Here is a 12,748-nt window from a genome sequence, read left to right on the forward strand (position 1 = left end):
CAGAATCCGTGAAATACGCTCGAACGCGAAACTATTATTGAACGGGGGTCGCTCGTGGCGAGTACAGATGGCAGACGACAGCGGTGAACTCGGCCTCGAATACGAAATCGACGACCGGCCGCCGTTGCTGGAGTCGATTCTCCTCGGGATACAGCACGTCTCGGTGATGATCGTCCCGGCGACCGCCGTGGCGTTCATCGTCGCGGGCGCGGTCGGCCTCGGCGTCGCCGACACGGCCTACGTGGTCCAGATGGTGCTCCTGTTTTCGGGGCTCGCGACCGTGGTACAGGCGTACGCCGTCGGGCCGGTCGGCTCGCGGCTCCCCATCGTGATGGGGACGAGCTTCACCTTCGTCGGCGCGGCGACGACTATCGGCGTCGACTACGGCCTGAGCGCGGTGTTCGGCGCGATTCTCGTCACCGGCTTCCTCGTCGAGGGGCTCATCGGCTGGCAGTTCGACCGCATCAAACCGTTCTTCCCGCCGCTGGTGACGGGGCTCGTCGTCGTCATCATCGGGCTCTACCTCGTCCCGGTCGGCATGGACTACGCCGCCGGCGGGGTCGGCGCCGCCGACTACGGCGCGGCGCACAACATCGGTCTCGCGGCGCTCGTCCTCGGCGTCGCTATCGCGCTCAACCTCTTTACCGACGGCATCACGCGACTCCTGAGCACGCTCGTCGGTATCGCCGTCGGCTACGCCGTCGCCGTCCCGCTCGGCGTGGTCGACTTCTCTCCCATCGCCGACGCGGCGTGGTTCGCGATTCCCCGCCCCGGCGCGTTCGGCGTCAGCTTCGAACCGGTCCCCATCGTCACCTTCGCGTTCCTGTTTCTCGTCTCCGCGATGGAGACCGTCGGCGACATGTCCGGCATCACCGCCGCCGAGGGCCGCAACCCGACCGACGAGGAGTTCCGCGGCGGCCTGTTCACCGACGGCTTCATGAGCTCTATCGCGTCGGTGTTCGGCGCGTTCCCGGTCACCTCGTTCTCGCAGAACGTCGGCATCGTCAACTTCACCGGCGTGATGAGCCGGTACGTCGTCGGCATCGCGGGCGTCGCCCTCGCCATTCTCGGGCTCAGCCCGAAGGTCGGCGCGGCGGTCGCGACCATCCCGAGCGCCGTCTTCGGCGGCGCGGTCCTGCTCATGGCCGGGATGGTCGCCGCCAGCGGCGTCCGTCTCGTCTTCCTCCACACGAACCTCAACCGGCGGAACATGGTCGTCGTCGCCGCCTCGCTCGGCCTCGGTCTGGGCGTCGCCACGCGACCCGACGCGCTTTCGGGGCTCCCGCAGGCCGCCGCGACGTTCTTCAGTCAGCCGGTCATCGTGACTGCGCTGACGGCGCTCGTGCTCAACACGCTCGCGCCGGGCGACCAGAGCCCGCTTTTCGACGCGGCGGACGAGTCGGTCGCCGCGGACGGTCGCACGTCAACCGACGACTGATACGCATCGAACAGATAGCAACTGGTTCCGGTTTCAATAGGCGGTTTATATTTCATGTCTCACGACTGTCGGGAAACCGTCCGGATTACCAACGAATTCATTTCTTCTCGCCGCATTACATCTTCACGAGATGAGCGAGCAGCGGGTCACATTCAACGGGGATACGCGGGTACTGTACCGGCAGGCGGTTAGAACGCCCCTGCCGGACGAGGACGCCGAGCGGCTGTTCCACGAGAACATGATGAACATCGCTGACGCCCAAGAGCGGAAGGCGGACATGCTCGCCGACCCCGACATCCCCCTGCTCGAAGCCTACGAGACGCAACTCGAAGGCATTGCGAAGAGTTACAAGCGGCGCTGTCGCCACATCGCCGGCGACGACTACGAGGAGATAGCGATGGCGTACAACCGCGGGGAGCGAGACGACCGCGTCGGTGCGCTCACGGCCTACTACTTCGAGGGACTCTGGCGGATGCAACAGCGAATCACCGTCACCGACATGCTGTTTTTCCCCATCATCCTGCGGTATCCCGACTGCTTTACGGTCAACATCCGCTTCGCCAGCGGCCACACGACCACGGAGTCCGTCCTCTACGAGTCGCCGGAGCACTCCACCGAGGAGCTCGACGACGAGTACGCCGAGCGCTACTACAACGAGAGCCTCTACTCGCAGAAGGAGGCCGCCGAGTACATCAGAGACACCGCACAGATAATTCGCGAGGAGTTCCCCAGTCCCGACGAGTCCACGTTCGAGGAGCGGAAGTACGGCGGCATCACCTCGGCCGGCGGCCGCAAGGGACCGGTGTTCTCGTCGGATGCTCAAACGGGTCGAACCGGACCCGAACCGGTTTTCCGAGCCGGTCGACGAGCCGACGCTCGTCGAGGAGGGCGAGGAGGCGCGGCGAACCGAGCGTGAGCTACTCCCCGAGGGTGCTATCGTCCTCTGAGGCGGTCGCCGCCGAGTCGCCGCCGTCGACCCGCGCTTCCGTCGCGCTCGGGAGCGCCTCCACGGCTGGGGCCGCCCCGTCGTCCGCAACGTCGAAGCAGTCGAGCGCGACCTGGAGGTCACCGGCGCGCTCGGCGAGTCTGTCCACCCGCTCCGCGACCGATGCGAGCGCCGCCGTCTGTTCTTCGGTCGCCGCCGCGGCCTCGCGTGCGCCGGCGCTGGTCCGGTCGCTGATGGCGGACACGTCTTCGACCATGGCGGCGACCTCGGTCGTCGCCTCGGCCTGCCGGTCGGTCGCGCGGCGAATCTCCCGAACTCCCTCCGAGGTGTCGGTCGCGTCGTCAACGATGGTGTCGATGGCCTCGACGGCCTCCTCGATGGTCTCGGAGCCCTCACCGACCCGCATCCGCGTCTGTCTGATGTCCGCGGCTGTCGCCTCGGCCTGCTCGCGCACGCGGTCGATTGAGGCGCCGATTCGCCCGGTCGCCTCCTGCGTCTCCTCGGCGAGTCCCTTCACCTCGTCGGCGACGACGGCGAAGCCGTCACCCGCCTCGCCCGCGTGAGCCGCCTCGATGGAGGCGTTGAGCGCGAGGATGTGCGTCTGCGAGGCGAGTCCGTCGATGAACGCCACCACGTCCTCGATGTCGGTGACGGCGGACGCCAGTTCCTCGACCTGCTCGACCGTGCGGTCGGTCGCCGTCTCGATAGCACGGAGCTCCAAAATCGCCTCGTCGGCCGCGTCGCGGCCGCGTTCGCCGCGGGAGACGGCGGCCTCGGCGTTGTCGGCGACCGACGCGGCCGAGGCGCTCACCTGCTGAATCGTCGCCGAGAAGTCGTTGACGCGCTCGGCCACGTCGTCGAGGTGTTCGTCCTGTCGGACCGCGTCGTCGAGGATGTCGGTCATCGACTCGGCGACCGCCTCGCCGGCGTCGTTCACCTCGGCGACGCCCGTGCTCGTCGCCGCGCTCGACTCCGCCACCGCCCGGCTGAAGGTCTGCGCGTCGGCGATGACCGCCCCGAGTTCGTCCATCGTCCGGTTGTACGCCCGCGCGATGTCGCCCATCGCGGCGCTCTCGGAGTCGGGGTCCATCCGGCAGGCGACGTCGCCGTCGGCACAGCGCTCCATGACTGCGCGGTACTCCTCCGCCTTCGCTTCGAGGTGGTCGTTGAGGGTCTCTGCCTCGTTCAGACTCGTTCGCAGGGACGCACGCATCTCGTCGAAGGAGTCGTACAGCGTTCCGAACTCGTCGATGCGGTCGGTTTCGAGGTCCACGTCGAGGTCGCCGTCCGACATCTCCTCGGCGCGTGCGGTCAGTTCGTCGAGCGTCCGCGTGGTTCGCCGGCCGACGACGACCGCCACGGCACCCAGCGAGCCGAGCGCGACGAGTATCGTCGCGAGGAGGCCGCCGCCGACGCGGTCGCGGACGCCGTAGGCGCTGGCGGCAGGGACCGCCGTCGAGAGCGTCCAGTCCACGCCGTCGAGTTCGGTGTACGCGACGACGTCCCCGCCGGAGGTTCGGAAGGTGGCCGCATCCCCGTTCGCAAGCAGGCCGTCGTCGGGGGGTGCAACACTCCCGTTTTCGGCCGTCGTGACGATGGTCGTCCCGTCTGCGCCGTAGAGCGTGCTCTCGCTTCCGGCCATCGTCTGCTCGGTCGCCGCGAGCCGGGCCGGGAGGCTGACGGTGACGAGGACGACCGACTCGGCGTTCTCCGGTGGCTTGCTCGCGAGGACGAACGACACCTCGTCGTCGACCGGCGACCGGAAGGTCGACGAGGAGACGTACACCCGCTCGGGCTCGGGGTTGACATTCCGTTCGAGGTCGTCCCACGGGAGGCCGACCGCGGCGGCCGACTCGCCCTCCAGCGAACTGGCGGTGCTCTCTTTGATTTCGCCGGTTGCGTAGTCGACGTAGTGGATGGCCGTCACGTCGGACTGACCGAGTTCGCCGCTCCGCTGAAAGAGATAGCTACTGGCCGCCTGCGAGTTGCCGAGTTGGAACTGCCACGTCGAAGACGTGGTGCGGGTCTGGAGACGCTTGCTGGCGAGCCACGATTCGAGCCCGTCGGCCTGCAGGTCCGCGGTCGCCGTGAGCTGTTGTTCGACCTGCGCGTCGAGCGTGTCGTGGACCTGCGTGTAGGTGACTGCGCCGGCGCCCGCCATCACCACCATGGCGACGAGGACGGCGGCGAAGAACTTCCGGGCGTAGGTGCGGCGAATCGCCCGCGGGACCGCCGCCGAGACGGACGGCCGCGGGAATCGGTCGCCGAGTCTGTCTGATAGGCCGTCGGGAAGCGCGTCCCGAAGGCGTGACCAGCGTTCTCCCATCGAGCGGGAGTTTCGTTTCATCTGTGATAAATTCGTCTACTATATAGATATAATTGAGCAAATATCCACATGGATAGAACACCCAAATCGCCGGCCGAAGTCGAGCATAACCGGAGACGAGACGCGAGAATAAACGCCCTATATCTGCTTTTTCCCGTTGTTGCTTCGATAGCACTAGCCCGATTCGAGCGATGGGTGAGAGACTCGTCCGGATGTCTTCGGCGATATCGATTTTCAGAGTATATAGTTTCAAAATCGAAAACGAGCGGAGTATCCCGCGAGCAACGGTATAAGTATCTCACCGCCGAAGACGAGCCATGGACGGTCACGCGCGGGGGTCGCGTCGCGAGACGCCGCGAGACGTGGTCAGATTCTATCTTCTCGACCACCGGACCGCGGTCGGCAAGGCCATCGACATCGCGCTCCTCGCACTCAACCTGCTTTTCGTCGGGGTGTTCGTCGTAGAGACCTACCCGCTTTCGGCGTCGCTCCAGTCGACGCTCTGGTCCGTCGAGGCCGCCGTCTCTCTCGTGTTCCTCGCGGAGTACCTCCTCCGACTCTACGGCGCGCGGGACCGGACCGCCGAACTGTTCAACGTCTACTCGTTCGTCGACCTGCTGGCTATCTTGCCGACGCTGGCGGTGCTCGCGCTTCCCATCTCGTCGGTCGCCGCCAACATCGGCTTCCTGCGGGCGATTCGCGTGGTCCGCGTCCTCCGGTTCTACCGCTTCACGCGCGACGAGGAGTTCTTCTTCGGCACCGTCTCGGTCGGCACGCTCCGCGTGATGAAACTGCTGTTGACGGTGCTCACCATCTTCTTCGTCGCCGCGGGGATGTTCTACTCGTTCGAACACCGAGTGAACCCCGGCATCGGGACGTTCGGCGACGCGTTTTACTTCATCGTCGTCGCGCTCTCGACGGTCGGCTTCGGCGACATCGTCCCGGTGACCGAGGCGGGGCGGTGGGTGACGGTCGCCGCCATCCTCGCGGGCGTCATCCTCATCCCGTGGCAGGCGAGCAAAATCGTCAAGGAGTGGGGCCACCGCGACAAGGTCAACGTCACCTGCCAGAACTGCGGGCTGGCCTACCACGACGCCGACGCCTCCCACTGCAAGTCCTGCGGCCACGTCATCTATCAGGAGTACGACTCGCGGGAGTGAGTACGACTCGCGGGTGAACGAACGCGGCCGCGACGCGGTCACAACCGCGGGTCGAACCGCCGCCGCTGTTCGAACATGAATATTTATTACAGATTGGTCTGTACTGCCGGGTACAACAATGTCGGTCGTACGCGTACTTCGCTAACTCTTCTCGTCGCCGCACAGCCGTCCGACCGACCCGAACCATCCAAAATCGTGAGCACAAACGCCACCCCGACCTACGAACCGACCCTGCGAACAGACCGCGACCCGACCACCGAGGGCGAGACTCGCCCCAACGCCGACCGCACCGACCCCGCGTCGGGCGTCGCCCGGTGTCAGCGCCAGTTCGAATCGACGCGCACCGAGCGCATCCACAACCTCGTCGACCGCGAGAACCGGTCGATGCCCCGGATGAACCGGGAGTCCGCGTCCGACTGAGGTGCGTCGGCGGCGCATCCGTGGCCGTTCCCGTCTCCGTTCACTTGCGGAGACACGTCGCTTGAAGTGAGTGGCCGACCGACGGGAGAGCGATGCGATTGGCACGGATTCGAACCGACGACGGAGTGGTGTCGGGTCGGTACGACGACGGCGTCGTAACGGCCGACGGCGAGGAGTACGAAGTCGGCGTCGACGCCGAGTTGCTCGCGCCCTGCGAGCCGACCGCGCTCTACTGCGTGGGTCGGAACTACGCGGCGACGGTCGACCAGATGGACTACGATATTCCCGACCAGCCGGACTGGTTCATCAAGCCGCCGGTGTCGGTGCTCGACCCCGGCGCGGACATCGAGTACCCCGACTGGACCGACGAACTGACCTACGCCGGCGAACTGGCGGCCGTCATCGACCGCGAGTGCTCGGACGTGGCCGAGGAAGACGTGTCCGACGTGGTCCGCGGCTACACGATTCTCAACGACCTCGACGCGCTCGACCAGCCCGGCCGGACCGCCCGGAAGGCCTTCGACGGCTCCGGGCCGCTCGGCCCGTGGATAGAGACCGACGTGGAGCCCGCGAACATCGACATGACGACCCACGTCGGCGGTGAACTCCGGCAGGAAGCGAACACCGAGCGGATGCTCTTTTCGCCCGCCGAGGTCGTCTCGTTCCTCTCGGAGCGCTACACCTTCCAGCCGGGCGACGTGATCTCGTTCGGCAGCCCGGCGAACCCCGGACTGGTCGAGGCCGGCGACGACGTGGAAATCTGGTACGAGGGCGTCGGAACGCTCACGAACAGCGTCGTCGACGGCGAGTAAGGAGGCGCGCGGCGAGACGACGAGGTGTGAGCGGACGACCGACGGTCGTCAGGTCGCCCGGCTCAGTTCAGCGCCTCGACCTCGTCCGTGAGGTCGCCCGGCTCGTCCACGGGACCGTTGACGAACAGGCCGTGCGCCATCACGACGGCCGCGAGGGCGCTGAAGCCGACGAGCGTCGTCTGCGGCTCCATCGAGGTGAGTCGGCCGGCGACGACGCCGGCGACGAGGCTCCCGAGGATGCCGAGGAGTACGAGGTCGTAGTACTGCCACGTGTAGCCCATGGAGGAGCGTTGGAGAGCCAGCGGCGAAGGCGTGGCGCTCGGTTCCGCCGTCGAAGGAGGTGAAACGAACGCCGACGCGTCGGTGCCGCGGGGAGGACGGTCACGGAACGGCTATACGTCGCCAGACACTCGAACCCCTATGGAGTATCAGACTGCGCTCGACCGAGCGCTCAACGTCCTACCGGAACGAAACGTCGAACAGGAACGCCTCAAAGTGCCGGACCCGTCCGGCGAGACCGACGGCGCGTTCACCCGCCTCACCAACCTCGGGGAGATCGCGGACGCGCTCTCGCGGACGCCCGCACACCTCCACAGCGCCATCCAGCGCACGCTCGGGACGAGCGGTCAGCTGGAAGGCGACCGCGCCCGCTACAGCGGGTCGTTCTCCATCAACGACTTCGAGGAGGCCATCGACGGCTACGTCGAGGAGTACGTCATCTGCTCGGAGTGTGGCCTGCCGGACACCCGCCTCGTCACCGAGGACGGCGTCGACATGCTTCGCTGTGAGGCCTGTGGTGCGTTCCGCCCGGTCCAGAAGCGCTCCAGCGTGAGCAACAAGCGCCAGCGCGAGGCCGTCGAAGAGGGTCGCACCTACGAGGTCGAAATCACCGGGACCGGCCGCAAGGGCGACGGCGTCGCCCAGCGCGGGAAGTACACCATCTTCGTGCCCGGCGCGCAGGAAGGACAGACCGTCCGCGTCTACATCAAGAACACGAGCGGGTCGCTCGCGTTCGCGCGACTCGCCTGAGCCGGACGCACGCGTCGCACCGACGCGGCGGAACACGAGTCGCTCGGCGACCGATTTCCGCGCACAGTCTCATATTCTCTCGCCGCGGTCGCTTCTTTCGCGGGCCGGTTCACCGACGTCGGCGACGCCCGCGAGACGCAGTTATTCGTCTTCGCCGGCCTCGCCGCTCTCACCGGCCTCACCGCCGCACCGACCGCGGAGGCCGAACAGCGCGACGAGGAGGAACACCGCTCCCTCTACTCGCGCCGCCGTCACCACCCACGGCTTCACCGTCATCTCGCCGCCGTCCTCGTAGGCGAGGCGCGTCAACACGGCGATTAGTTTGTCCGGAACGAGCAGTTCAACCAGACCGAACGCCGCCAGCAGAGCTCGGAGCATATCCACATATCGGGGCGGAATCGGTGAAAAGGCGACGCTCGTTCCTACGACGCGGGAGCGATGGCCTCCCCCGTTCTCGGCTTGCCACCGCGACGACCGACGGGCCTACTCGCCAGACTCGAACCCCGCGACGAACGCGTCGGTCGAATCCCGCCACGCGGCCGCGAGGTCGTCCGAGAGCGGGTCGGCGTCCCAGGGCTCGACCTCATCGTGGTCGTCCAGCCACGACACCACCTCGCGGACACCGTCCTCGAACGCGACCGTGTAGCGGAATCCGAGGTCGGCCTGCGCCCGGCTGTTGTCGAAGACGGTGCTGTACCGGAAGTGGTCCCGGAGCATCCGCGTCCGGTCGGGCGCGACCGCGCGGAGCACCTCGGTCGGGACGTGGACGAGGTCGGGTTCGGGCGCGTCGAGCGCGGCCGCGACGCGCTCGTGGTACTGGTTCCACGTCATCGTCTCCTCGCTCGTGACGTTGTAGGCGCGGCCGCCGACGCCCGGACGCTCGACCGCGCCGACGAACGCCCGCGCCACGTCGTCACGGTGACACGGCCCCCACAGCGAGGTGCCGTCGCCGTGGACGATGACCGGCTTCCCCTCACGGATTCGGTCGATGTACGACGAGTCCGTGCCGAGCGTGTGGACGAGCGTCCCGCCCTCGCCGTAGGTGTTCCACGGGCGGAGGACGACCACCTCGAACCCGTCGGGGTCGTGCGCGTCGAAGAACGCGTCTTCGGCGGCGATTTTCCCGGCCGCGTAGTCGCTGACCGGCGGGTTCCGCGGGCTCGATTCGGTGACGGGGTTTCTCGGCGGCGGCCGGTGATACACGTCGATGGTGCTGCAGAAGACGTAGCGGTCGACGACGCTTCGGCAGATTTCGATTGCCTCGCGGGCGGTCTCGGCGTCGAAACACGCCATGTCGACGACGACTTCGGGGCTCGCGTCCCGAATCGCGCCGCGAAGCACCGACGGGTCGTCGCGGTCGCCGGCGACCCGTTCGACGCCCGACGGGAGGTCGTCGTCGGTCTCGCCCCGCTGGAGGCTGGTCACGTCGTGGCCGGCGGCGACGAGTCGCCGAACGATTCCCGTGCCGAGCAGTCCGGTTCCGCCGATGACGAACACGTCCATGCGTCGTGAGGCGCTGCGAACGGTGATAAACCCCCGACTGCGGGGCGACAACACTCATCTCGCCGCAAAGCGAATAATCGATTATGAAGGTATATCTCACTGACGGGACGAGCTTCGAGTGCGGCGGCTACAAGGCGCTCGACTCCGGCGGGGTCGTCCTCACGGCCGACAAGAAGCGAAAACAGGTCGTCGGCTACGTGCCGGCGGACGCGCTGGTGTACGTCCTCCCCGACGACGTGGAGCCGGGCGACTCGCTCGCCGAAGGTGGCGTCGGAGACCGAGACGACGACACCGACGACGCGGACGACGCGTCCGGAGACGACGAGGGTGAAGGGGAAGTCGATGCCGACGGCGACGGACACGACACCGGAGACAGCGAGACGGCCGACCGCGACGACGACGCCGACCCGACCATCGCCGAAGCCGGCGTCGACCCGGACGTCGCGGGCGTGAGCGCCGTCGCCGACGGGAAGAACGAACACACCCACGAAGACCTCGCGGCGCGCATCGACGAGGTCGAAGGCCGAGTGGACGGCCTCGACGGTCGCGTGGACGCGATGACCGAACAGTTGGCGACGGTCGTCTCGGCGGGCGGCGTGGGTGCCGAAGCCGCCGACGAGGAAGCGCGGGACCCCGAGGACCCGCGGAACATCCGCGGCATCGGCGAGGCGTACGCGACTCGGCTCCGGGCGGCGGGCATCGACACCGTGTCGGCGCTCCGCGAGGCGTCTGACGAGGAACTCGCCGCGGCCGCGGACGTGTCGGCCCGACGGGTTACCGACTGGAAACGGCGGGCCGAGCGGTACGCCGAGCGACTGGCGTCGGAAAGCGACCCCGAACCGGAGAGTGACGCGCGCACCGAAAACGAGACCGACGCCGACGACGCGACCGGTGACGAGTAGCCGCCCGCACCGCTTCCGTTTCCGGAGCCGCGTCTCCCCGCGAGGTCCGTCCCTCGTCCCGCGTAGTTCCCATCGCGCGGGAACTGGCGAAGAGGGTGATACTGTCCCCGCCTAACTCCCAGTTGATGTACGACACAATCCTCGTGCCGATAGACGGGAGCGACTCGATGCAGCCGGTCGTCGAAGACGCCGCGGAACTCGCCGCAGAGCGCGACGCCGCCGTCTCCCTGCTCTACGTCGTCGACGAACGCGCCTTCCTGACGCTCGCCGACGAGCGCGTCGACGAGGTGTACGAGGAACTCAGGTCGCAGGGCGAAGCCGCGCTCGCCGAGGCCGCCGAGACGATGGCCGAGTACGGCGTCGACGCCGCCACGGAACTCCGCCGCGGCGACCCGGCCGAGGAGATTCTCGCGTTCGCCGAGGAGATAGACGCGGCGCTCATCTCGATGGGCACCCACGCGCGCTTCGAGGACAACATCCTCGGAAGCGTCTCGCGGTCGGTCGTCGTCCAGTCGAAGATTCCCGTGCTCGCCACCCCCATCGAGCGGCGGTAATCCGCCCGCGCCGGGCGAGCGAGTGCGTCGCAACCGTAAAGCGGGTTCCGTGGTCCCGTGTCTCGCGTCTGTCCCCGATTCTCGCCGGGGTCGGTCAATCCCCGATTCTCGTCGCGTTTCCGGCCCGGGCCCGGACCCCTCGATTCAGAGTCGCAGGAGCAACAGGAGGACGCCGAAGAACGTCGAGGCGGCGCTGATGAGAAGCAGGCCGCCGCTGAGGACGAGCGTGCCGCCGTCGAGCGTCGGGGTCGTCCCGCTGGCGGCGACGTTCATCACCGACATGCCCGCCGAGAGGTCGGCGACGGGGGCGAGGACGGCGATACAGAACGTTACGAGGCCGGCGACGACGAGGGCGTAGGGCGTGAACGGGGGACTCCGCCGAGTCGGGTGGCGGCGGACCGGGTAGCTGCGAGACATACCTCTCGTACGTCGCCATCCTAATTTGGTACGTGTCGGCTACTCGCAGGAGACGAGCGTTAGACCCGCCCTACCGCCGTGATACCGCGATTCTCGACGTGGCGCGGGCACCGTCGGCTCGCACCCGACGGTCGGGCGGTTTTCGGCCTAAGTCGAGCCTAACCTCGGGCGGATGCACCGCGAAGCCGCGGTCTGGTTCGGAACCGGCTCTTCTGTCCCCGGGCGACGAGGAAAACAGAGAACAGACCCCGACAGACGCACATCGGCGGTCGGCGTGAGGGCGGCGTGAGGGCGGCGGCGAGTGCGTCGGTCCGGTCTCCGAACCGCCGAGTCTTACTCCTCGTCCGACTCGAAATCGAGCGCGACCGAGTTGATACAGAAGCGCTTGCCGGTCGGCTCCGGGCCGTCGTCGAAGACGTGGCCGAGGTGGCCGCCGCAGGTCGAACAGACGACCTCGGTGCGGTCCATCCCGTGGCTCAGGTCGCGTCGAAGCTCGATGTTCGAGTCCTCGGCGGCGTAGAAGCTCGGCCACCCGCAGTTCGAGTCGTACTTCGTCTCCGAGTCGAACAGCTCCGTTCCACAGCCGGCACAGCGGTAGACGCCGTCGTCACTCCGGTCGACGTGCTCGCCGGAGAACCGCGGCTCGGTCCCCTGCTCGCGGAGGACGCGGTAGGCGTCCTCCGAGAGTCGCTCGCGCCACTCTGACTCCGAGAGGCTGAATTCGCTATCGCTCATACGTCGAAAGAGGGTTCGAACGCCCAAAGGCTCGTCGGCTACCCGCGTCGGAGGTCAGTCGGCTACCCGCGTCGGAGGTCGGTCGGCTACCCGCGTCGGAGGAACTCCGGCAGCCGAATCCGAGAGAAGTCGTCGCCGCCGCCGTCGAGGACGGACGCTCGGCCGACGGCTTTGGGAATGCCCTGTTTGTCCGTCGGCTTCTGCATCGTCACGTCGGCGCGCCCCGCCGTGGAGGGCGATGTCTCCTCGTCGACGAGCGCCTCCCAGACGTCCTGTTTCGAGTCGTACTCCGACTCGTTGCGGGCGACCCGCTGTTTCCCCTCCTCGAAGGCGAGTTGGAGGACGCTCCGGCCGTAGGCCGTGCCGGCCTGCCGGCGGATGCGCTCGAACTCGCCGCGGTTCGGGTGACCGAGCGCGCTGGAGACGCCGAGGGCGTACATCCGGCGGATGGCCTCCTCGTCCGAAATCGTCCGCCAGTCCGTTCCGAAGACCCGTTCGTACATTGT

14 protein-coding genes and 1 pseudogene are annotated in these 12,748 nt (G+C 67.5%); 8 read left to right on the top strand and 7 right to left on the bottom strand.

The genetic code is table 11. From position 1 onward, the window contains the following. Positions 1 to 67 precede the first annotated feature (67 nt). Entirely contained in the window at positions 68 to 1,438 is a 1,371-nt protein-coding gene (locus C454_RS10990; protein WP_004975563.1) for a uracil-xanthine permease family protein, read from the top strand. A 130-nt stretch (positions 1,439 to 1,568) separates the two neighbouring features. Next, positions 1,569 to 2,385: pseudogene (locus tag C454_RS10995) on the top strand (hypothetical protein). Here C454_RS10995 and C454_RS11000 read toward each other — a convergent pair. After that, the gene (locus C454_RS11000) at positions 2,356 to 4,710 is read right to left on the bottom strand and encodes a methyl-accepting chemotaxis protein (protein WP_049905112.1); all 2,355 of its coding nucleotides are present in this window, start codon (positions 4,708 to 4,710) and stop codon (positions 2,356 to 2,358) included. The pseudogene C454_RS10995 and the gene C454_RS11000 sit on opposite strands and share 30 nt — an antisense overlap. Positions 4,711 to 5,027: 317 nt before the next feature. Between C454_RS11000 and C454_RS11005 the strand changes: the two genes are divergently transcribed. From C454_RS11005 to C454_RS11015, 3 genes are all read left to right on the top strand, one after another. Beyond that, entirely contained in the window at positions 5,028 to 5,870 is an 843-nt protein-coding gene (locus C454_RS11005; protein WP_004975567.1) for an ion transporter, read from the top strand. Positions 5,871 to 6,065: 195 nt separating this feature from the next. Then, the gene (locus C454_RS11010) at positions 6,066 to 6,290 is read left to right on the top strand and encodes a hypothetical protein (RefSeq protein ID WP_004975568.1); all 225 of its coding nucleotides are present in this window, start codon (positions 6,066 to 6,068) and stop codon (positions 6,288 to 6,290) included. Positions 6,291 to 6,382: 92 nt separating this feature from the next. Further along, positions 6,383 to 7,102 (top strand): fumarylacetoacetate hydrolase family protein, encoded by a 720-nt coding sequence (locus C454_RS11015; RefSeq protein WP_049905113.1) that lies wholly within the window; start codon positions 6,383 to 6,385, stop codon positions 7,100 to 7,102. Between the two features lie 62 nt (positions 7,103 to 7,164). On the opposite strand, the gene C454_RS11020 is transcribed toward C454_RS11015, so the two are convergent. After that, entirely contained in the window at positions 7,165 to 7,383 is a 219-nt protein-coding gene (locus tag C454_RS11020; RefSeq protein WP_004975571.1) for a hypothetical protein, read from the bottom strand. Positions 7,384 to 7,522: 139 nt separating this feature from the next. Here C454_RS11020 and C454_RS11025 point away from each other — a divergent pair, with 139 nt between their 5' ends. Further along, entirely contained in the window at positions 7,523 to 8,131 is a 609-nt protein-coding gene (locus C454_RS11025; RefSeq protein WP_004975572.1) for a translation initiation factor IF-2 subunit beta, read from the top strand. 141 nt (positions 8,132 to 8,272) lie between these two features. Here C454_RS11025 and C454_RS11030 read toward each other — a convergent pair whose 3' ends face one another. Together C454_RS11030 and C454_RS11035 are read right to left on the bottom strand one after the other, a co-directional pair. Beyond that, positions 8,273 to 8,509, bottom strand: coding sequence for a hypothetical protein (locus C454_RS11030; protein ID WP_004975573.1), 237 nt, complete (start codon positions 8,507 to 8,509; stop codon positions 8,273 to 8,275). A 105-nt stretch (positions 8,510 to 8,614) separates the two neighbouring features. Further along, on the bottom strand, positions 8,615 to 9,634 hold the full coding sequence (locus C454_RS11035) for an NAD-dependent epimerase/dehydratase family protein (protein WP_004975574.1): 1,020 nt from the start codon (positions 9,632 to 9,634) through the stop codon (positions 8,615 to 8,617). Between the two features lie 83 nt (positions 9,635 to 9,717). Between C454_RS11035 and C454_RS11040 the strand changes: the two genes are divergently transcribed. Next, a complete protein-coding gene (locus tag C454_RS11040) occupies positions 9,718 to 10,536 on the top strand; it encodes a helix-hairpin-helix domain-containing protein (protein ID WP_004975576.1) in 819 nt (272 codons plus the stop codon). Between the two features lie 125 nt (positions 10,537 to 10,661). Then, the gene (locus tag C454_RS11045; protein WP_004975577.1) at positions 10,662 to 11,090 is read left to right on the top strand and encodes a universal stress protein; all 429 of its coding nucleotides are present in this window, start codon (positions 10,662 to 10,664) and stop codon (positions 11,088 to 11,090) included. Between the two features lie 144 nt (positions 11,091 to 11,234). On the opposite strand, the gene C454_RS11050 is transcribed toward C454_RS11045, so the two are convergent. The 3 genes from C454_RS11050 to C454_RS11060 all read right to left on the bottom strand — a co-directional run bounded on the left by C454_RS11050 (position 11,235) and on the right by C454_RS11060 (position 12,745). Beyond that, positions 11,235 to 11,507: a hypothetical protein gene (locus C454_RS11050; RefSeq protein ID WP_004975578.1), complete on the bottom strand. Its 273-nt coding sequence runs from the start codon at positions 11,505 to 11,507 to the stop codon at positions 11,235 to 11,237. A 333-nt stretch (positions 11,508 to 11,840) separates the two neighbouring features. Then, positions 11,841 to 12,242, bottom strand: a complete 402-nt coding sequence (msrB, locus tag C454_RS11055) for a peptide-methionine (R)-S-oxide reductase MsrB (RefSeq protein WP_004975579.1) — start codon at positions 12,240 to 12,242, stop codon at positions 11,841 to 11,843. 86 nt (positions 12,243 to 12,328) lie between these two features. Next, positions 12,329 to 12,745 (bottom strand): hypothetical protein, encoded by a 417-nt coding sequence (locus tag C454_RS11060; protein WP_004975580.1) that lies wholly within the window; start codon positions 12,743 to 12,745, stop codon positions 12,329 to 12,331. Positions 12,746 to 12,748: the final 3 nt, after the last annotated feature.

Origin of the sequence: Haloferax gibbonsii ATCC 33959, assembly GCF_000336775.1 — an archaeon.
GTDB classification, from domain to species: domain Archaea; phylum Halobacteriota; class Halobacteria; order Halobacteriales; family Haloferacaceae; genus Haloferax; species Haloferax gibbonsii.